The organism is Ornithinibacillus salinisoli (genome assembly GCF_042684965.1).
Taxonomy (GTDB): domain Bacteria; phylum Bacillota; class Bacilli; order Bacillales; family Amphibacillaceae; genus Ornithinibacillus; species Ornithinibacillus salinisoli.
In genome coordinates this window covers 359564-380978 of record NZ_JBHUMI010000003.1, presented here as the reverse complement: position 1 = coordinate 380978, position 21415 = coordinate 359564, and the positions used below count along the sequence as shown (strand labels likewise).

General features: G+C 34.7%; 16 protein-coding genes and 1 pseudogene. 8 read left to right on the top strand and 9 right to left on the bottom strand.

The features are described 5' to 3' along the window. Positions 1–5: 5 nt before the first annotated feature. Positions 6–1196, top strand: coding sequence for a saccharopine dehydrogenase family protein (locus ACFSTA_RS02100; protein ID WP_377554906.1), 1191 nt, complete (start codon positions 6–8; stop codon positions 1194–1196). Here the strand turns inward: ACFSTA_RS02100 and ACFSTA_RS02095 are convergent. After that, the gene (locus tag ACFSTA_RS02095) at positions 1172–1858 is read right to left on the bottom strand and encodes a GntR family transcriptional regulator (RefSeq protein WP_377554905.1); all 687 of its coding nucleotides are present in this window, start codon (positions 1856–1858) and stop codon (positions 1172–1174) included. The two genes, ACFSTA_RS02100 and ACFSTA_RS02095, sit on opposite strands and share 25 nt — an antisense overlap. Before the next feature lie 321 nt (positions 1859–2179). After that, positions 2180–2287: a putative holin-like toxin gene (locus tag ACFSTA_RS02090; protein ID WP_377554904.1), complete on the bottom strand. Its 108-nt coding sequence runs from the start codon at positions 2285–2287 to the stop codon at positions 2180–2182. 24 nt (positions 2288–2311) lie between these two features. Here ACFSTA_RS02090 and ACFSTA_RS02085 point away from each other — a divergent pair, with 24 nt between their 5' ends. The 3 genes and pseudogenes from ACFSTA_RS02085 (at position 2312) to ACFSTA_RS02075 (ending at position 7040) form a co-directional block, all read left to right on the top strand. Next, complete coding sequence (locus ACFSTA_RS02085) at positions 2312–2524, top strand: zinc-binding dehydrogenase (protein WP_377554903.1); 213 nt, start codon at positions 2312–2314, stop codon at positions 2522–2524. Between the two features lie 723 nt (positions 2525–3247). Continuing rightward, positions 3248–5785: a ThiF family adenylyltransferase gene (locus ACFSTA_RS02080; RefSeq protein WP_377554902.1), complete on the top strand. Its 2538-nt coding sequence runs from the start codon at positions 3248–3250 to the stop codon at positions 5783–5785. A 1-nt stretch (position 5786) separates the two neighbouring features. Beyond that, positions 5787–7040, top strand: a pseudogene (locus tag ACFSTA_RS02075) (MFS transporter). Between the two features lie 113 nt (positions 7041–7153). Here ACFSTA_RS02075 and ACFSTA_RS02070 read toward each other — a convergent pair. Further along, positions 7154–8005 (bottom strand): DegV family protein, encoded by an 852-nt coding sequence (locus tag ACFSTA_RS02070; protein ID WP_377554901.1) that lies wholly within the window; start codon positions 8003–8005, stop codon positions 7154–7156. Positions 8006–8414: 409 nt separating this feature from the next. Further along, positions 8415–10730, bottom strand: a complete 2316-nt coding sequence (locus ACFSTA_RS02065) for a hypothetical protein (protein WP_377554900.1) — start codon at positions 10728–10730, stop codon at positions 8415–8417. Positions 10731–11049: 319 nt separating this feature from the next. On the opposite strand from ACFSTA_RS02065, the gene ACFSTA_RS02060 reads away from it, so the two are divergent. Further along, positions 11050–14211 carry a DEAD/DEAH box helicase gene (locus ACFSTA_RS02060; RefSeq protein ID WP_377554899.1) on the top strand — a complete coding sequence of 1054 codons (3162 nt, stop codon included), beginning with the start codon at positions 11050–11052 and terminating at the stop codon, positions 14209–14211. Positions 14212–14291: 80 nt separating this feature from the next. Here ACFSTA_RS02060 and ACFSTA_RS02055 read toward each other — a convergent pair whose 3' ends face one another. The 3 genes from ACFSTA_RS02055 to ACFSTA_RS02045 form a co-directional block, all read right to left on the bottom strand. Continuing rightward, positions 14292–14690, bottom strand: a complete 399-nt coding sequence (locus ACFSTA_RS02055; RefSeq protein ID WP_377554898.1) for a (deoxy)nucleoside triphosphate pyrophosphohydrolase — start codon at positions 14688–14690, stop codon at positions 14292–14294. Positions 14691–14809: 119 nt separating this feature from the next. Then, positions 14810–17236 carry a DEAD/DEAH box helicase family protein gene (locus ACFSTA_RS02050; protein WP_377554897.1) on the bottom strand — a complete coding sequence of 809 codons (2427 nt, stop codon included), beginning with the start codon at positions 17234–17236 and terminating at the stop codon, positions 14810–14812. After that, positions 17236–17559, bottom strand: coding sequence for a phosphoribosyl-ATP pyrophosphohydrolase (locus tag ACFSTA_RS02045; protein ID WP_377554896.1), 324 nt, complete (start codon positions 17557–17559; stop codon positions 17236–17238). Before ACFSTA_RS02045 ends, ACFSTA_RS02050 begins: the two co-directional genes overlap by 1 nt. A gap of 227 nt (positions 17560–17786) precedes the next feature. On the opposite strand from ACFSTA_RS02045, the gene ACFSTA_RS02040 reads away from it, so the two are divergent. After that, positions 17787–18602, top strand: a complete 816-nt coding sequence (locus ACFSTA_RS02040; protein ID WP_377554895.1) for a nuclease-related domain-containing protein — start codon at positions 17787–17789, stop codon at positions 18600–18602. A 465-nt stretch (positions 18603–19067) separates the two neighbouring features. On the opposite strand, the gene ACFSTA_RS02035 is transcribed toward ACFSTA_RS02040, so the two are convergent. Continuing rightward, complete coding sequence (locus ACFSTA_RS02035; protein ID WP_377554894.1) at positions 19068–19265, bottom strand: hypothetical protein; 198 nt, start codon at positions 19263–19265, stop codon at positions 19068–19070. Positions 19266–19475: 210 nt separating this feature from the next. On the opposite strand from ACFSTA_RS02035, the gene ACFSTA_RS02030 reads away from it, so the two are divergent. Further along, positions 19476–19616, top strand: coding sequence for a hypothetical protein (locus ACFSTA_RS02030; RefSeq protein ID WP_377554893.1), 141 nt, complete (start codon positions 19476–19478; stop codon positions 19614–19616). Between the two features lie 4 nt (positions 19617–19620). On the opposite strand, the gene ACFSTA_RS02025 is transcribed toward ACFSTA_RS02030, so the two are convergent. Continuing rightward, positions 19621–19785 carry a hypothetical protein gene (locus tag ACFSTA_RS02025; RefSeq protein ID WP_377554892.1) on the bottom strand — a complete coding sequence of 55 codons (165 nt, stop codon included), beginning with the start codon at positions 19783–19785 and terminating at the stop codon, positions 19621–19623. A gap of 706 nt (positions 19786–20491) precedes the next feature. Between ACFSTA_RS02025 and ACFSTA_RS02020 the strand changes: the two genes are divergently transcribed. Next, the gene (locus ACFSTA_RS02020; protein WP_377554891.1) at positions 20492–21226 is read left to right on the top strand and encodes a DUF4181 domain-containing protein; all 735 of its coding nucleotides are present in this window, start codon (positions 20492–20494) and stop codon (positions 21224–21226) included. The last annotated feature ends 189 nt before the right edge of the window (positions 21227–21415 follow it).

Here is a 21415-nt window from a genome sequence, read left to right as displayed (position 1 = left end):
TTACAATGAAGGTTGTTGTACTAGGTGGATCAGGATTACAGGGGAGGGCAGCATTACAAGACTTAGGAAAAAATTCACAAGTAAGGGAGATTGTTTGTGCAGATGCTTCTTTTCATGGAATGGATAGTTTTCAAAAACACTTAAACATGGATAGGATTACAAAAAGAAAAATCGATGCCACATCACAAGAAAATTTGGTTGAAGTCTTTCAAGAAGGTGCTGATGTTGTCATAGATTTGTTACCTAAAAAATTCAACGAAATAGCGGCTATGGCAGCGATAGAAGCAGGGGTTCCACTTGTGAATTGCTCCTATGCGAGTGGGCTTTCCAGTGAGGTATTTGAGAAAGCAGCGGAAAAAGAAGTTGCGATTATGCCAGAAGCTGGCTTAGATCCTGGAATTGATTTGGTGCTATGTGGCTATGGGGTCCATCAACTTGACGAAGTTCATGAATTAATTTCGTATTGTGGAGGGATTCCAGCAGCAGAAGCAGCGGATAACCCACTGAAATATAAAATGACCTGGAACTTTGATAGCACATTAATGTCATATAAAAGGCCAGCCTTAATTATGCGTAATCGAGAAATTATCGATATACCTGCAGATGACCAACATAATGAAAAGTGGCTTACAGATATAACCATCTCTGGATTAGAAGGTCTTGAGACGATTCCAAACGGTAATGCAATGAAGTTTGCTAGAATCCTAGGAATCGCGGATGAAGTCATAAATACAGAACGAAGAACGATCCGGTGGCAGGGGCATGCTCAGTTTTGGAGAAACATGGTTGGATTGGGCTTCCTAGAGAGAGAACCAGTTCCTGGACTGGATGGTGATATTACTCCATATCAGTTTATGTTGAAGCATTTAGAACCTCGTCTGCAATACAAGGAAAATGAGAAAGATCTAGTATTGATGAAAAATATTATACGCGGTAAAAAAGACGGAAAGGATATCGAACTCGTCTATGAACTAATCGATGAGCGGGATGTAGAAACAGGATTATTTGCGATGAATCGAACGGTTGGTTATACCGCAAGTATCGTGGCACAAATGATTGGAAATCAAACGATTACGAAAAAAGGTGTACTCTCGCCGACTACCGATATACCATATGAATTGTTTATGGAAGAAATCGGCAAGAGAGGGATTAGGATTCATGAAAAGAAGCGTCAACTAAATAACTCACTAGCTTGATGAAAACTCTTCACTCTTGTTTTGTATTCATCAATGGTTGTACTAATATGTGTGGCTAACAAGCTAGAAAAGGATGATTGATCTTTTTGTATAAGATAGTCAACTAGCATCTGATGCTCATTAGAGCCTCGGGTGTCTTTTTTTTGATGACTAATATTATGATAAAAATGGTCATATAAAGCGAGATAAATATGTGTTTGGTTAATCATCTTGATCGTATTGTTTTTTAGAAATCGGTTGTTGCAGCCTCTAATTAGGGTGGTGTGAAAAGCTTTGTTCATATCCATATAGGCTAAAAAGTCTGATTGTAGATAACTCTCTTTTTCGAGCTGTATCAATTCCTTTAATTTAGCAATGTCATCTGATGTAACCCATTCCATGATATTGTTTGATGCTAATAATTCGAGTTGATTACGATGAGTAAAGGCTTGGGCAATCTCTTCCACTGTAGGATTAATTACTTGTGCTCCTTTATTGGGTAATATAGTCAGGAAACCTTCCTCCTGTAATTTTAAAAATGCTTGTCGAATTGGCGTACGGCTGATGGACAGCGATTCCGATATATCATTTTCAACTAGCTTCTGCCCCGGAGCAAGTTTCTGCTTGTATATAGCAGTTTTTAACGTTTGATAAACATATTCTTTCATCGACTGTTTTGTCATAAACTACCCCTCGAATGATTATTCTAATTTTTATGATTACTACTATTATAGAATATTTACTTGGTGAAAGCATTAGAAGTATGAATAAGTGGGACGGGGGGCTGACCCCGAACTAAATTTTATAATAAAAAATAGGTAGTATACCAGTTTTTTGTGTAGGTACTAATTGACAGTATATTTCATTAAAATTATACTTATAATAAGAAAAAGGTACCGAGTAGCGCGAACTACCCAGTACCTACAGTTACAGCCGCATAAAGAGCGGTTGACCAATTGAAGTTTATATCCCAAAAAGAAGTAATCGCACTGATCTAGGGGCGGTTACTTCTTTTTATTTAGAAGGACGACAATAGTTACAAAAAGTGTTAATCCTGCTGTCATGGAGATGCTAAATTGAACTAGTAAACTTAATGCTTCGTAAGTCGTCATCCTTACAACTTCCTTTCACAGGAAGTGGCCAACCGTGGGGGAACCCTAGCTTCTATTGTTTCTGTACAAGACGAAGTTAAAGCGAAAGAAAAACATATTAAAGCGGGTTTCATTTGGTTAAATTCAAATGGTGAACAGCTAGCTAAACTAGCCGACCTGTTAGAACAAAATCAATTAAAAGTTACCATCGGACATCGATTTCCATTATCAGAAAGTTGGAATAATGGAAGCTCATAACTTAAGTGAAAGTCATCATGCGAGAGGGAAGATAGTTATTAATATTAAATAAATGGAACAAGGGGAGCCCCTTGTTCTATTTATTTTTAACGATCTCGATGGTTATGTACATTTGAATTCACAGTGGACTGATTGAAATAATAGTTGATAGATTGGAGCAGTTGCTTTACTTGTAAGGGGAGGACTTACCACACGGTAAGAAGTGTTGCTATTGTAACGACACTTCCGTTCTTCTGTATGGTAAAAAAGATAAGAAGATCATTAATGAAACAGCTAGGAATGTGCAAAAGAGAGCACAATAAGTAAATATTCTCTGTTCAAAACTACCAGTCATCTAATGATTTTTCTTGATGATTGGTAGTTTATTAGTTTATTAGTATATTAGTTTCTTAGAGAACTATTTTCATTTCTAGTTATCCTAGTCTTGATATAGTCTTAACACGCAATGGGAACAATGAACCTGTTCCAGCAAGTCTAGTCTATTGGGCCTAGAGTTCCTGCTTTTTTACTAATTTTCATATTAACTTGAATATTCGTCTCGGAAATCACATAGATACATAAGGGAGGTGATTACAGTGAATATCAAAATTAAAATCAAGAAAAGTACACAGAACAAGGCGGTTTGTGGATGTGTATTTACTTGTTAGTGACTCCAAAATGAAGGAATATCCCTAGGGATATCCCTTCATTTTTACATTAAAAAATTATTGGAGGAGGGGTAACATGAATCGATTAAGAACAAGCCTTAGTTTTCGAGGGTACCCAGATCAATCACTTGTGACGTATTATGATGGAGAACAAAAGGATATTTCTGTTGATCAGTTCTCTTTGTTTTGGGAGCTTTTAGAAGCATTAAGCATAACTAACAGTCAAAACAAGATTCAAGCATGGAAGGACAAGCATGGGGTATCGGACGAGGAATATGAATCAATTATGGAAGTATTAAAAGAGAATAACCTGTTGGAAGAAGAATCGGAAAAAGCTGAACGATATACCGAATTTTTTAAAAGAAATTTAAATTTCTTTCGTACATATGGATGGAATACAGATGTTATTTTAGATAAATTATCTAGCCTTACTATTTCCATTATCGGCGCAGGAACAGTTGGTGCAAGTATCGCTTACACTTGTGCAAAGATGGGGGTAGGAAAAATAATCATACACGATTCAGATCATGTAGAAGCTAAAAATATACCAGCTCAGTTTGTCTATGATTGTAACGACACAGGTAATTCAAAGGTTGTGGCGTTGAAAAATAAAATTTATGAAGCAAATCCACATACAGAAGTCGTGATATACGACAAAAAAGTAGAAGAGATTCAAGATCTTGAACAGTCATTTACAGAGCATAAAGTAGATTACATATATTCCTGTTTTGACGATAGTTTTAGTGAGTTATACCGAAATCTAATTAACAAAAGTTCTGAATTAGGTATCACATGTATTGTGTTAGGTTATGCCTATGATATGACGGTTGCCTATATTTTAGATAAAGATAACATAAACTTCTTTTTAGATCATAGTATCATTAGTTTTGATCGTGATTTTCTTATAACGGAGAACAGAGGCATGATGCTACAAAGCTTAATAGGTTCTTATTTGGGGACAAGAATCCTATTAGGTGAATCTGGGTTCATGCCACATAAACGAAAAGAGGCTTATACATTCAACGTTAAAACAATGGAATTTCAAATGCTAGATTGTATCGAAGAGTTAGTTGTTGATGAATTTACGAAGGATTTAAACACCATTTATAAATTGGAAGAAATACCTCAAATGGTAACGGAATATAGAAAAGTTATAGATAATGTAGGAGGAAAAATTCCTCAAGGATTAGAGGTAGAATTACTTTCCTTACAGCAATTTTTCACTCTTCTGATCAATATAGACGCTTTGGAAACGTTTCAGTTGGAAAAGGTCTATCAGGATTTTACCCAGCTTATCAATTCGATTGATGATGAGCAAGATTCACCTACTGAACAATCTGAGGACTATTACGTTAAATACATGTCCTTAATTAATCATATGAACATATCGCTGGGTGATCAAATAGAAGGTATTTACAGTATCTTTAGTAGGATCAACCAGATAAGCGATGAACAAGAAAGGAAGCTTTTACAAGAGAAATGTTTTACAGAAATCAAAGAATATGCTGATGTAATTTTAGATTACTTTGAAGAAACTAAAAAGCCTTTTATCGAACTAGCGAATACGACTAAATACATGGAACAAGTATTTGGGTGTTCCGATCATCATTTAGATATTTTTAATAAGATCTATCAGGAACAATTTGAGAGTCTAACAAAACGTATCTATGAAGTTATTTTTCCTAACAATCAAACCAATCATGTTGACTTTTTGTATTTTCAGGAAGAAAAGGAAGAAATTCCTGATTTAGAGCTAGAAAAAGGCTTCCAACTATTACGAAATGCATTCAAGGACCGTAACTATCCTTTCATGAGACATATTGGAGAGCTTGAAAACAAAAGTGCTGTAAAGCAGAATCATTCAAACTTAAATCGTACTTTTTATTTTCCCCCCGTTAAAGAAAATAAAATCATTATTGACTTCAATGGGAGCTACAATTCCTTATTCACTCTTGCTCATGAGATCGGACATTCCTATTTCAATAAGGCATATAATGATAGTTTCTTTGACGATAGTTATAAACTAGTGAATGAAACGATCGCAAATTATAAAGAAATTAGCTTTTTGCACGCTTTAATGAACGCCCCCGGAATGGACGGTCAAAAAAAGGGTATCTCGATGGAGTATCTTCACCGTATGAATAAGACTCTTATATCCTCCTATTCCATCTATGTATTAGAAAATCAAACCCTCCAACATATTAGATCAAATGGGAAAATATCCGTAGAAGACTTTTTACAAATACAAGAGGAAAGCCCAGCTTTACTATTAAAAGATATAAACTTTATTAACCGAAAACATGCAAACTTAAATGTGCTTTTAAATCCTGGATTTGTATTTGATTATCAGGACCATATTCAAGAGCCAGTATCATTCCTTTTGGCGATGTATCTTTATGATTATTCCTTGAAGCATGGGGAGGATTATACCGATTATCAAATAAAGACTGCATTAGCGAATAAATCTACTAGGCTAGATTCATTCTGTCACTCCATGTTTGGCACGTCTTTTAATCAGGAGATAATTCATCATTCCATAGGGGTAACCAACCGACTCATTGAAATGTTAAAAGAATATACCGAAGAAAATTCTTCTATTAAAATGGGGTCGTAAAATGGTGCAACTACTATTCAAGAGAAATTTCTCGTTGTTGTTTACAGGTAGGCTAATAACCAATATAGGTGACAGTTTATATGCGGTTGCTGCTATGTGGTTAGTTTATGAGCTAACTAGCAATCCAATCTTTACGGGCATAGCTGGAGCCTTAACAATGGCGCCTATGGCTCTTAACTTTTTAATAGGGCCATTAGTCGACCATTTTCCATTAAAAATTCTTTTAGTCTATTCACAATTCATACAAGTATTATTGATTTTAATCATCCCAATTACGTTTTATTTGGATATACTGAGTGTTTGGGTTGTTTTAACCATCATGCCTATTGCGGTATTCATCGAACAATTCGCTTATCCGGCACAACAGACTGCTCTTCCAAAAATAGTAGAGAAAGAAGAGCTGGTGAAGGGGAATTCCTTGATGTCTTTTGCGTAAGGTACCGATTTAATTTTTCTTGGACTGTCCGGATTGATTATTGCATATATAGGCGTTATTAACGTTTTTGTAATCGACGCATTTACTTTTTTATTTGCTGGACTTCTTTTTCATTTCTTGGCATTGCCCAAACGGGAAAATGATTCCACACAACAAGGGATGAAAGATACGATAAGTACTGCTAAAAAGTCTTATACCAAAGACTTAAAAGAAGGTATTGTCTACGTGAAAAATTCCTTTATTCCAAAGTTCCTGGTCGCTGCAGTTGGAGCAAACTTTCTTTTTGGAGCAGTCAATGCCATCCTTCCAGTTTACGCTGATTTCCGAGGCGGAGAGGTGTTTTACGGATATTATTTGGCTGCTTTATCCGTTGGTATGTTAGTCGGTTCCTTATTAGCTTCTACATTTAATCGATTTAACATTAGCACGATCATGATTATCGGTTCTTTATTTGCAGGCTGTGCATGGTTTGCTTCTTTTATAGCAACAAATAGCTATGTTTCTGTCATTTTTTATGGACTTGCTATGGTTCCTTTAGGTGGAATAAATGTAATGACTCAATCCATGCTCCAAGCGATTGTGTCAGAAGCATTATTGGGTAGAGTGGTGACCATCGTTTCAAGTATGGCTTCCATCGCTCTTCCTCTGGGGGCATTGTTTGGTGGGATAGCTGCAAACTTCATTGGAAGTGAATATGTTTTCTTTTTCGGTAGCATTGCTAATATATTAATAGGCGTTTACTGGTTGCTAAGTTCTGAGCTTAGGAGAATACCCAATTTAGAAAAGTTGGATCCAAAGGATTATGGTTTATCCGCATAGAAATCAGGAACTTAATGTCTAAAAAAAGAAGTAGTCGCTGGTGCGGTTACTTCTTTTTATATAGTACTATGTAGATGTTGGCATAATTTAATAGCAGGACAATGAACCTGTCCCTATACTTCTAGCCCTGCAATCCCAAATCCTCCTGGGCCAGAATGGGTTGAAATCATGGCGCCTGCTTGCATCCACTGGATGTTTTGAAAACCATGTTCCTTTGCAATTTCTTCTGCCCGTCGTTTAATCCCATCGTCAAGACCAATCGAGTAAATTAAATAAAGTTGCTTTCGATCAATATTGTATTGATTAAGATAGTCTCGCATAAGTTTTTCTGAAACAATACTCATTTTCCCGCGGTATTTCTTATTGGAAACAAGGTGTCCGTCAATCAATTCAATTCGAGGTTTTATTTTTAACAAAGCACCACCAAGATAAGCAACATTACTTACACGGCCACCAGCTCTTAAAAATTCTAGGCTACCGGGAACAAAAGCAAGTTTTGACTTAGGAACGACGGCTTTAATTTTTTCTACCAATCGACCAGGTTCGATCGTTGGTTCTTGCTCTAAGAGACTAACCGCATACATCACGATAGCCGTTAATCCACCGGTAACATTCAACGCGTCAATGAGGAAAAGATTGTCAAATTCCTCTGATGCAATCACTGCATGTTGAAAGGATGAAGAGGCCTTTGAAGTGTAGCCAATATGAATAATTGTACAATCGGGAAAATCTTTGTTAATCTTTGTGAAGAATTCTTGATATTCATGTGAATTTGTTGACGTTGTAGAGGGAATCTTTTTTGTGCGGTCATAGTAGTCATAAATTTCTTGTACAGGTAATGAACCATCCTGATAATCCTTTTCATCCATGATGATGTGCATTGGTACAACTTGAACATCATGCTTTGCAGCTAAATCCTCTGGTAAATCTGCTCCACTCTCTGTTGTTAAAATGATCTTTTTCATCGTCTTCCTCCAATAGTTCGTGCATCAGTTTATAAGAATGAGCTAACAGAGCCCTTAAATGGGTGTCTGCTACATAATAACTATATTATCACAATTATCTTAACTAATCGAAAAAGCAAAATCAAAAGAGGGTATGATCTGTTAATGGTAATTGACAGTATATCTAATAAAAATTATACTAATAATAAGAAAAAGGTACCGAGTAGCGGTAACTACCCAGTACCTACAACTACAGCCGCATAAAGAGCGGTTGACCGTTTGGTGAATAAATCAACAAAAAGAAGTTATCGCACTGGTCTAGGGGGGCGGTTACTTCTTTTTGCTTACTAAGGACAATAGTTACACTTGCTGTCATAGAAATGCTGATTGGCTTTAGTATACTTTCTAATACCTGAGTAGACCTAACAGATTAACTAATAACAGTAGCCTCAACACCAATTCCACTAACGGAATATATCATTGGTATAAAAATAGGGGATAGTATTTTCGTATGCTCATACACAACCTCAGAAATATCTCGATCTTCCTCTGTATTATCTTCTTCGTGCTCTTTATTTAAATAATGTTGTATCGTTGCTAGGCCAACTAGTGCTATTCCGTATTTATATTGAGATTTGATGGTTTCTATCTTTTCTGCATCTTTATGTTTACTAAGTTCAGCAAATAAATGGTCGTTATCTATATTAATGAAAAAGTCATATGTTCCTTCTCCACTGTCAAACACCCTAAGGGAGCCATTTCCATCCATGTGGTATTGCCCCCATTCTTTTTTTGTTATTTCTTTTACTTGAGGTGGAGCAAGTGTTTTGCTTCTATTCCTTGGTGTACTATTTCCACCTGTGGATTTTTTGAATTTTACTCCTACTTGTATGGTAATTTCTTCTACAAAAGGCTTCTGTTGAACTGAATCTGTTACTTCAACTTTATAATTTAGCACATCTCCTACCTTACATGCCGGTGGTAGTTTAATATTAATAGTTACTGTACCGTTACTTTGATTTAGTGAGTAATCTAATACACTGTTGCCGTTTAAGGTCAAATCTAAAATTCCTGGATCGTCGTTTCGCCCCAAGTAATTATCTTCTGCATCCGTTTTAAATTTAATTCTGGCTTTTCTATTCTTGGCCACAATTTTTGGGTGTTGAGAAGGTTTCACTAGTGTGAAATATGTTGGATAACGAATTCCAATAAAAGGCTTATTTGGTTTCTCGCTATCACTTGGATCAAACGGATTAGAAATATTTCCACCTCCAAGTAAAAGTTCTTTTAGTGTTGGATTACTTTTTATTATATTTTGGAGCACATCTGTCATAGGCTTGGAATTATTCAATTGGTCATGAAGCGCTTTTTGTCTTCGTTCTTGTTGTAACTTTTTTAAGTGGGTATCTTGTTTAAACAGATCTTCTAATATATCTTCTAGCCTTCTCTTCAACTCGACATTTCGCAACTTATCTCGACTGTTCATAAATAAATCCTCTCTCGCTCTTAAGGGAAGGTTGGTACAATCTAAGATGGTTAAGATAGAATTGGCCAAATAACCTAACCCCACATTTTTACGGCTGTAAATGCTTTTTGGTAGGAAACCATGTGTTTGACCATTTATGACAAAAATAACCCCTTCATTTTTATTTCGATAATTATCATCTTTTCCTTCTTTAAATACATTGATAGAGTACTTGACTTTATGTCCATCGACAGATAGCTCACTTTCATATGGAAAACCTTCCTCCAAGTTCTTGCTTCTGTCTTCTTGTAAACGTAAATTTAAACCAGACAAGGTTGTTTCCAAAGTGTTACCCCTATAGTTCCTTTTTTCCAAAATTCGAATAGGTAATGCCACGCTAGGCATCAGGATGGATAATGCATAATAGAGGTTTAGCGTTGCAACTGTTTTTAAACTTCCAATCTTATAATCATATAGCTTGATGAATGTACCCCATTCTAATGATTCACCATGAATGGCAAGTGAATCACTTTTAAAACATAGGATAGAATCATTAGGAGCCAAGTATTCATATATTGAACTCTTCGCCCCATGTTGCGGCTGGCTTCTTCTTACGATAGTTACACCCCAATAGTCTTTGGAGGTATCTACTTTGCCATTATATTGATTAAAGTTGTCTGGAATATAAGGGCATCTTTTCGAGATAACAAGTTGATAGTTCTGATTGCCACAGAACTGTAGCACGCCGGTACCACCCATATTAAATTTCCCTTGAACAAATGGAATTCTAAGTTTGTTGGATTTACTTAGTGAAAGAATGGTTTGAGGTAACTTATTCGGAGTTTGCCCTTCACCTTTGTCTACAATAGAGTAGCTAGGTGATGTTTTTCGACCAGTGGCAAGTAGTTTAATATTATTAGATAGGGTTGCACGTTTATGTGTTGAAAGGTTGCTAAGTTTTCCGTCGTGGATATCGAATAAATGGTGTAATGCTTTTTTAATATTATTGGGTGCTTTATCGCCTTCTGGATCAATTCCATTTTCTAGTGCTTTCCTAATTAATACAGCATCCACACTATTGATTAATTTCTCCACTAAAGCTGCCTCGGGAGAACTTTGCTGTGCGCCAATTACGGAAAAATTGTTCTCATTATCCCCAAAAGGCTTCCAAAGTTTATCGTCTAGTAAATTATATTCTTCTAAAACTCGATCGACTTCTTGCTCTTTTTCAGCATTAGCAAGTTTTAGTCCAAGGCTTTTGATTTCATCATTGGTAAACATATACATCCCCCCAGTAATATTTATTGGTTGGGAGGGGAAATTATGACGGGAAAGTTAGGTAACTATTTTGCACTGTGGACTATGGTGTTATTTAATGATCGACCGCTGGTAAAACAACAACAGGAGTAGTATTTGAAAAAACTTTTTAATAATAGTTTTTCAAAATTTTGTCTGTTATAGTAATAGTAGGATAATTAGATGAGTGGACGAAAAGCATGGCCCGTATACTATAAATTTATTAAGCAAAATAAAGAAGAAAGTCATTTATATCTTATGAAGGCTCACAGATCTATTATTTAACTGTAACTGGGGTGATACTTTGACGAAACAAGGAATCTATGAAGAAATTATTACAAAGCAACTAAAAAACAAACTTTATCAACTTGATAAAGAAAAATTTGAAATAGGTAAAGAAAAGCTTGATGTTGAAGAAGCTAGAAAAATGTTATCCGCATATATATCGAATATTACTAGAAAGGCTTTGCAATTTGTAAGAGATAGAAAAAATTCAGACGATAAAGAATCGTTACTTGAACAGATTGAAATTTGTAATAGTATCATTGCTAACATAAGTAATCAGTTGGGTGTTGAAGAGTTAAAGCAGTTATCCATTGATGAGGAAGGTGAAGTACTAACTTCAATACATTCTAGTTTGAATAATATTAGAAGTGTGAAAAAAGGGAAGGTTATTCGACCAGTCACCTCAATTGCTGAAAGCTCACTCTTTACCGGATCTAGCTATGAACCGGACATGCTGAGTGAGTTGAAAAAAGAAATATTATCAGCAAATGAAATCTATTTTCTTGTATCATTCATTAAGTGGAGTGGAATTAGAATAATAATAGATGAATTGAAAAGTTTTACTGATAATGGTGGGAAACTACATATATTAACGACTTCATATATGGAAGCTACAGACTATAAAGCAATTATTGAATTAAGTAACCTTACTAACACGGAAATTAAAATTTCTTATGACGTTGACCGTACTCGGCTTCATGCCAAGGCATATTTATTTAAACGTGATACGGGGTTTACTACTGCATACATTGGCTCCTCTAATTTATCAAACCCGGCTTTAACTTCGGGTCTGGAATGGAATTTAAAAGTAACGGAAAAAGATTCTATAGATATAATTAAGAAATTTCTTGCGGTTTATGAAAGTTATTGGAATGATGGAGAATTTAAAACATTTAATAGAGAAAAGGAAACTGATAAGGTCCGACTTCTAAAAGCACTTAAAAAGGAAACCAAAGAGATAACAAATGACTTTCATTTCAATTTCGATATTCAACCATACTACTACCAAAAGGAAATGTTAGAAAACTTAAAAGCCGAGCGTGAGATTTTTGGCCGGTATAAAAACCTTTTAGTAGCAGCAACGGGTGTTGGTAAGACAGTAATATCTGCTTTTGACTTTCGTAGGTTCTACCAACAAAATGGTAATAGAGCAAGGCTTCTCTTTGTTGCTCATCGTGAGGAAATTCTGAAACAAAGTAGGGATACCTTTAGAGCTATTTTAGGTGATTTTAATTTTGGGGATATGTTAGTAGGAGGTAATGTGCCTCAATCAATGGATCATTTATTTGTTAGTATTCAAAGCTTTAATAGTACGAAATTGTATGAAAAAATAACGAGTAATTACTATGATTTTATAATTGTTGATGAATTTCATCATGCTGCAGCAGATTCTTATCAAAGATTATTAGGACATTTTAAGCCTGGTATTTTATTAGGTCTAACTGCAACCCCTGAACGAATGGATGGAAAGGATGTCCTTTCATATTTTGATGGTCAAATTGCTTCAGAAATGCGACTTACTGAAGCGATTAATCGAAAGTTGTTGAGTCCTTTTCAATATTTTTGTGTGAGTGATACAGTAGATTTATCACAATTAAAATGGCGTGGTAAAGGGTATGATTTAAAAGAGTTAGAAAATGTCTATACAAATGATAAGATACGAAGCAATCAAATCATTAATAGCTTATACAAATACGTGACAGATATTGAAGAAGTGAAAGGACTAGCTTTTTGTGCAGGAGTAGAGCATGCAAAGTACATGGCGGAATATTTTAATGAGAGAAATATTCCATCTATAGCCTTAAGTGGTGATACTGATAAGGAAATAAGAAAATCTGCTAAAAGTAAACTTGTAAACGGTGAACTTACCTTCATATTTGTTGCTGATCTATACAATGAAGGTGTCGATATACCGGATGTAAATACAATTTTATTTTTGCGTCCCACTGAAAGTCTTACAGTCTTTTTGCAACAGCTGGGAAGAGGATTACGATTAACTGAAGAGAAAGAGTGCTTAACGGTGTTAGATTTCGTTGGGCAAGCACATAAAAATTATAACTTCGAAGAGAAGTTTCGTGCGTTGCTTGGCAAGACTAAACATTCGATTAGACATTATATTGATGAAGGATTTTCCAATTTACCAAAGGGAAGTTTCATTCAACTTGAAAAACAGGCAAAGGATTATATATTAAGAAATATTAAAGCTTCTACTAACAGTTATCGTAATCTAGTAGATCGAATCATGTATTTTAAACGGGATACTGACTTAGAGTTAAACTTTGTCAACTTTTTAAATCATTATAAGTTATCTGTTTATGATTTTTATGGTAAAAGGGGAAATCGATCTTTTCAACGAATGTTAGTGGATGCTAATCAACAAGACAATTTCAATTGTAAACATGAAGAATTAATTACAAAGAGAATACACAAGTTGTTTCATTTAAATTCGAAAAAGTTGCTTGAATACTTTATTAGTTATGTTCAAGGACAAAAGAAATCAGTGAATACAGAAGAAGAAAAGTTAATGGTTAACATGTTATATTATTCTTTTTATCAAAAGGAACCTAAAAAGAAAGGTTTTAACTCTATTGAAGAAGGATTAATTGATATTTTTTCTCATGAGAGGATGAAAAAAGAAATATTAGATTTACTCAAGTTTAAATATAATTCGATAGATCTGACTGAAAAAGAAAATGACTTTGATTTTGTAACACCATTAACTATTCATTCGGTTTATTCGAAGGAACAAATTATGGCGGCTTTGGGGTATTTTAACGAGGAAAAATGTCCTTCATTTAGAGAAGGGGTCAAACATTTTAATGAGAAGAAATTAGATGTATTTTTCACGACATTGAACAAATCCGAAAAGGATTTTTCACCGTCTACACTGTATGAGGATTACGCTATTAATGATCGTCTGTTCCATTGGCAATCTCAAAGCACCTTGACAGAAAATAGTCCAACAGCAAAACGTTATATTAACCATAAACAAACAGGAAATAAAATAGCTTTGTTTGTCCGTGAGTATAAACAAGATTATGGGTATACTTCACCTTTTATCTTTCTTGGTACTTGTGAATATGTTAGACATTATGGTGAAACACCTATAAGTTACGAGTGGAGGTTAAATGAAGAAATGCCACCGGGGCTAGTAGCAAAGGCAAATAAGAGTATTATGTAGGGCCAAACGAATATAACTGTGGATTCTTTTATAAAATAATAGTAGTATACTTAAAGTATAGTCATTGCTTAGAAAAGAGGCTATACTTTTTCTTTTCTTACTTCTTCAACAGCTGGGATATCAGCGGGCGCCCATTTTAATGAGTCTAAGTTATCTCTCTTAAGCCACAGTAATTTCGAATGCTCACTTGGTACAGGAATACCTTCAACAATTGTAGCTTTTATAGCAATTAAATTAATAATAAAAGTATCATATTCATGGGTATTTTCATTTAGTAATTCATTAGATTTAATTTTACAACCTAACTCCTCTTCAATTTCTCTCTCCACAGCGGTATAAATATCTTCATTTGCTTCTACTTTCCCACCAGGAAATTCCCACATGTTTGGAATGGACATTTCTGGAGAACGAAGAGCGCACAGGATTTCATCTTGGTCATTTTTAATTACTGCTGCAACTACTTTTACTGTCTTTTTCATCTAATCCCTCTTTCAATGTAAAACTACTTTTATGATAACAATTTATTGCGTAATGATAACATTTTTGCAAAATCATTAAATGCTGATATGGATAAAGGTTGATGCCAACACACCAACCTTTATTTATAACCTTTCCGTTCAAAATATACCTGCAATTTATACTCACATATCTGTCGTGTCATTTCATGAAGTATGTCTTGATCTTTTTCTTCTACATCAAAATTCATTCCAAATCGTTCCCCGTCAAAAAAGACCAATTCATCTTTTCCTCCCCATTTGGAAAGGGGCATATCCGAAAGTAATTTAACAACTCCTTTTTCGTTATAGTCCCAAAACTTTTTAGTATTCTTATTAGAAAAATCAGCTTGCTTACGATAGGTTCTTTCCATATAAAAATGGTGAAAGTATGGAGCGATTTCTTCTGGTGCTACAGATTTAAACCACTGACCAGGACCTTTTTCAAGTAGAAATTGTAACACGACCATCTTATATGATTTGCTCATTTGTTCTTTTTCTACCTTGTTTAACCATGGATAATGTTTCTGGTACACTTCTGCTTCATGGGTAGATAACTGCCCATATTCATTTAGGAATGCAAAATATCCACCAAACGCTTGTAAGTATTCTTTTGAATTTATGGTACCGTTTAAATGGACATTCCTATAAGTAGGTCGCTTTCCGAGTTCTACTTTGACGTTCATGTAGTCTGACAGTACACGGTCTTTTCTCGAACTACGTTTTTTACGGAATTCCTCCAATAAATCGATTACTGCTGTCTCAAAATAAATGCTGCAAACATCTGGCACAATAGGAAGTACATTTTTCCGTGTTATTGGTTTATCCTCACCTTGATTTTTATCAAGAACCTGAAGTTTCGTATCGGCATTTCGATAATTACCTATTAAATCGATGATGACGCAATTGTCTTTTCCCGCAAACTTACGTAAACCACGACCAATTTGTTGTGTGAAGACCACGAGTGACTCGGTAGGTCTTGTAAATAAAAGTGTATCGACAGATGGGATATCCACACCTTCATTAAATAAATCTACCGTGAAGATAACATCAATTTCTCTTGCTTCCAGCATCCGAATTGCCTCTGGCCTCGAGATATTTTTTGTCGCTGAGGTTAGTGTTGTAGCATGAGCTCCTTGATCATTAAAATAGGTGGCTAAAAACTCAGCTTGTTGAATGGATGAACAAAAAGCAATAGTTCTTGTTTGCTTGTATTCATTCCATTTCTCGTAGATATTTTTCGCACGGTCAGTTTGGAGTTGGTGCATCATAAGTTCATGTTGATCGTATTTATTTCCTAACCAACGGATCTCATTGTAGTCAATGTCATCCTTCACGCCGTAGTAAGTGAAAGGTGCCAGCCATCCACGTTGTATCGCTTCAATAAACGTAATTTCGTAAGCGACGTTCCCATCACAAAGTGCAAAGACATCCTGTCCATCGGTTCGTTCAGGCGTAGCTGTTAAACCAAGTAAGAATTTAGGCTGGAAATACTCAATTACATTCAAATAACTTTTAGCAGCTGCATGGTGAAACTCATCTATAACAATAAGATCGAAGTCATGAGGGTCAAACTGTTGGAGTTGTTCTTGAATGCTTAAGGTGAAGATAGATGCAAAGAGCATGTTATGATTCTTATCTTTTTCAAGACCATAAAAGAGACCACCTGTATGATTCAGGACATGCTCAAAACTGTTTTTTGCCTGCTTTAGGATTTCTTCACGATGAGCGATAAATAGCACCTTTTTAAACCTCTGTGCAAAAAATGCTGCCAAATACGTTTTGCCAAGTCCAGTTGCCATGACAACCATCGCTTTATTGTAATCCTCTTCTAATGTTGAGTGAAGAGCTTCCAGTGCTTCTGTTTGAGCCTGACGCGGTTCAAGCTTTGTTTTGTATGTTTGAAAACTATCTTTTGTCTGAGTAGGTAATTCCTGATCTGCACTTGGAAGAGTTAGTTCAACTTCTTCCCGTTTCGTCCAAGTTGAAATTAAGTCCGCATTTTTTGCGTGAAAGCTATCATAATCTTCTTGATAACTTTTTATAGACTCTGGATTAATGACAATCGTCTGGTCCGAGTAGAAGGATTCGATGAACAATTCAATGGATTCATCAAATGTTTGTTGAGAGGCATTCCTTTTCATCCGTAAATTCCATTCGATACCACTAGTAAACGCGGAACGAGATAGATTGGATGAACCTACAATAATAGCTCCTTCTTCTCGATGCTTGAATATGTATGTTTTTGGGTGAAAGGCTATCCCATTACTGCGCCACAATCTAATCTCAACGTTCTTTCCTTCTAATTCTAACAAGCGATGTAATGCTTTTGGTTGGGTGACAAACAAGTAATCTCCTGTCAGGATTTTAATGTCAGCACCCTGATGGAGTGCATCCTGAAGAGAATCAAAAATAACATCTACGCCGGATTTCATGATAAAAGAGCTAAGTATATATATGGTAGATGAACTACTGATATCTTCTTTTATTTGTTTGTGTAGATTGCTAGTATATAAGGAAATATCATTCATTAATCTTCAACCTCAATTAAAAAGATTTTGTCATCAAAGCCTCCTCTTTTGTCAGCTTTTTCTTTTCGAACCTTCTCTACTTCTTCAATAGATGCACCATGGATCTTAGCTAGTGCATGCATTAGTTCTAATACGTCAGCAAGTTCTTCTAATGCTTCGTTGTCTGAAGTCGCTTCCTGATATTCGGTAACCTCTTCAAATAATTTTGATTTAAGTTCTAGCTCATAATGGTCATTTGATAGTATCTCTGTTTTATAAGCTTTACCAGTTTTTTCGATAATTTCTGGAATTCTGTCGCGTACTAGTTTGTTGTATGTTGGCATGGTAGTTCCTCCTGTTATTGTTTGGTTTAATTGTATAAAAAAATGAATATTGGAGCAAATCGTAGAAAGGAAATAGATGTTGTAATGATATGAAGAGTATCGCAGGAGACTTTTGAAAATTCTTGAGATTTAACTGGTTCAGAATGTTTCTAATACCATACTTATGTTTTATTAATTAGATCCGATATTATTAATGTGTTGAAAAAATGAGTCTAAGGAGAAGTTGCATGCTGTTTAACTTATTTAAGAAGAAGGATAAAATAGCCAATAACGATAATAACATGAGGGCTAAAAAGAAAAATTACAATCAACAAGTTGCAAATAGAAAAGGAGAAATAGGTGAATACAAGATAGACATACAGCTTTCACAACTTCCAAAAGATTATAAATACCTAAACGATCTAATGATTGAAAATCCAAAATCTATATCTGGTTACTCTCAAATTGATCACTTGGTGATTACTCCTTATGGGATTTATGTGATAGAAACAAAGAATTATCAGGGGACTATTTATGGTAGTAAAAATCGAAAAAATTGGCTTATTAATGGGAAGTTTAAGATGATGAATCCGGTCATTCAAAATTATGGTCATATAGAAGCCTTGAAAAAGTATATCGATAAGAGTTATCATGATAAATTTAAATCGATGATTACATTTACGAAGCGTTGTACGTTAAAGATAGATATGGAATTAAGAGATATTAACTCTGATGAGTTAGTAATCTATGATGTTTACCTAAACGAAACCTTACAAAGAAAAGAATCAATTTTAAAATTGAAAAATCATAATCAATTTACTGATGAAGATAGACAAGTAATATACGAATCTATTACGAACGCAAACATTACCGATCCTAAAGCTAGAGAAACCCACACTACTAGAATTAAAGAGAAGAAATCAAACGCTGTAGTAATGAGTAATTCGCAATGTGTAGTCTGTAGTAAAAAAGTGTCCGAAAAGGTTGTTACATATTGTCTATCTAATCAAAAGTTTAATGGCAAAATTTATTGTTATGATCATCAGAAAACATTGAATGTGTAAGGAACCAGTTGGAGGTAAAAGTAGGTTTTATAGGAGCGAGTTGTCTATAAGGCAAACACCCCTTACCGCCATACCTATCAATCTTATTGACCATAACCAAATTAGAAAAATCTTATTAACCACTTCATATAGGTTTAATTAGGACGGTGGCACATATAGCGAGAAACATCAAATACTCAAAAAGGGAATCGAATCAACATTGGACTCCCTTTTCTAATTCCTTCACTTCACTTTTCGCACGAGATAATCGGAGTCCTCTAATTCAGTGAATCCATTTTTTTGATAGAAGGAATAAGCAGGAACATTTCGTTCCGTCATTAATGTAATATGCTTTATATTTTCAGTTGCTAAGATTCATAGATTTGTTCCAGGAATAGTTTACCTAACCCCTGGTTTGTTTTTTCCTGGAAATGAATAGCTCTTTAATAAAATACTCTTTTCCTTCCCACCAATGGAATACATAGCCTAGTGACCCACCGTGCTTCCCTGGTCATCAACTAAAATGAACGACAATGAATTCTGGTTATCTATTAAATCACGTATGTACAGGTCGACTTGTTGACCATTCTCCCATTTATCAAACCATGGTTCATTTGAAAACACATCTAGGAATAATGCCCTTAATTCCTGTATGTTTTTTTCTTGGATATGAATTGTTTTCATATTGAGTTCATTTCCCTTTGTTTTTGGTTACTAATTTATTATCTAATGTAATCTGAAACAGCATTAACTTAATCCGATGTTTATGATTATACAATAAAAGTCGCCTATAGAGTGTCCACCTTTGGTAAAATATATTATATGAGAGATAGCTAAAAGAAAATGGTAAGGTTAACTTAAATGGGAATGTTCTATTGAAGAGGAGGAAACAATATGCCCAAGGTAGCAACTAAATTACCCAACCCCAAAGAACACGTAAAAGAACAAAGAAAACAACGACTTGATGAAATAAAAAGGTATGAAAGAGAAATAAAAAGGATCTTAGGAAAATCCATAAAGAAAAAGGTGGAATAAATAATTACTTTTTATTTATCCCACTTTTTTCTTTGAATACTTCGTATACGACTTTATCCCACTCTTCAAGGGCTGCAATCCTTTCATCCTTAAATTGGTTTACTGTTTCGTTTACATCTGGTAGGTGAAGCTTTTTTGGTGGGAAATTTATAATTTTTCCATTCTCCATGTCTTGCACCTCATTTTTATCTATTACTATAATAAATATGTAATTGCCCCAATAATATGTTTTTGCTTTATATATACTTACCTAAATCATAATCGTTTAAACTATCATCATATAATTATGGAAATGCCATCGAATTACACCATCTTTTCCAGGATATGTTTACTCTGTAGACTATCATCTAATTAGTAGCTTGTCTTCCCCCTCTTCCCTATATTTTATCCTACCCCAATAGTCTATTTTTCGTCAAAAAATGATAAACTAATAGAAAAGATGATAAGTAATCGGAAATGTAGGTGATGGTATGTTTAAGCGGGTAAAAGAAGTGACCTATTTAACAGCAGAAAAGGCACCATAAGCATAGGATTTGACCACATTCATGCACAAAATGAATTATTTTGGTTGTAAAAAGATTGTTTATGGACTAATTATAGTACTGAAATGAAAAAAAATATCTTTTCCGAAACTTCATGTAAAATATATGTTAGATTGAAAAGCAATGAAAGGCATCTTAGAGAAGATGTTTAACGTTAATAATCGAACTATGGGAATTGAAAATGATTAAGCGTTATTATTTAGGTTCTCAAATGATCTGACTCCCTAATCCATGCATGTATTAATTGTGACAGGGGAATACAAGGCGATGACATCGTTATTTTAAGATAAATCAACTAAATTAATGAACGTATATCAAAGGGGGGATTTTTAAATGTTTAACTTTTTTCTTTTATTTATTCTACTAGTCGTTATCCTAACCTCTATCTTGGCTTATTATATACGGGAAAAATATACATATTACACAAGTCATCGGTATCCACCAATAAACAACACCAAAAAATGGGTAGATCGTATACTTCAGCTTCTTATGGTCTTTAATATAATCGGAGCATTTGTTTTTTCAAATACTGAGATTTATTTGATAATATTTATCGTTCTTGTCATCATTCAAAATGGGTTTAGTGCTTACGTGGAATATAAGCATGAACGAGAAGAAAATGAGTATATGATTAGTCTTGTTTGGATGATTGGGTCTTTGATCATTTTAGTTGGTTTTATGTTTTTCACATTTCCAACAACAACTTTCGATGAAGTCATGCAAAAATATGAATCTTTCAATCCTGAGCTCATCGAACAATTGGAAATAGAAAATGATACTTGGAATGAAGATGAAATCACGTATTATCCTGCAACGATAATTGAAGATAAGCAGATAATTGATCAAATATTTTCTGAACTGTCTAAGGTTGAAGTTAGAAACAATTTGTTTGGTTATGAAAAACGGGCCGATCACTACAGTTTAAACATTAGGAACAGGGAGTTTTATTACATCGCAGTTTATGAGAATTATCTGACCATTGATTCGGAGGATTATAGAGTTGTAGGTGAAAATTATCTGTATAAATTGCTTGAAGAAAGTGAAATAGATTGGGATAACTTTGATTAGAAGGGGTCTTGTCCCCAATTCTGCCATGTTTTTTACCAGCGGTTGCCACGAGATTAACTACTTGCTGCCGGCGTATTTACGTATGGCGTGACGTCAAGGATTTGGAAAGTGAAAAAGCCTAATTCCCCCTTATTTTTACTGAAGAATTAGGCTTATGGTCTTCCACGATCGCTCCCGATATTGGAATAA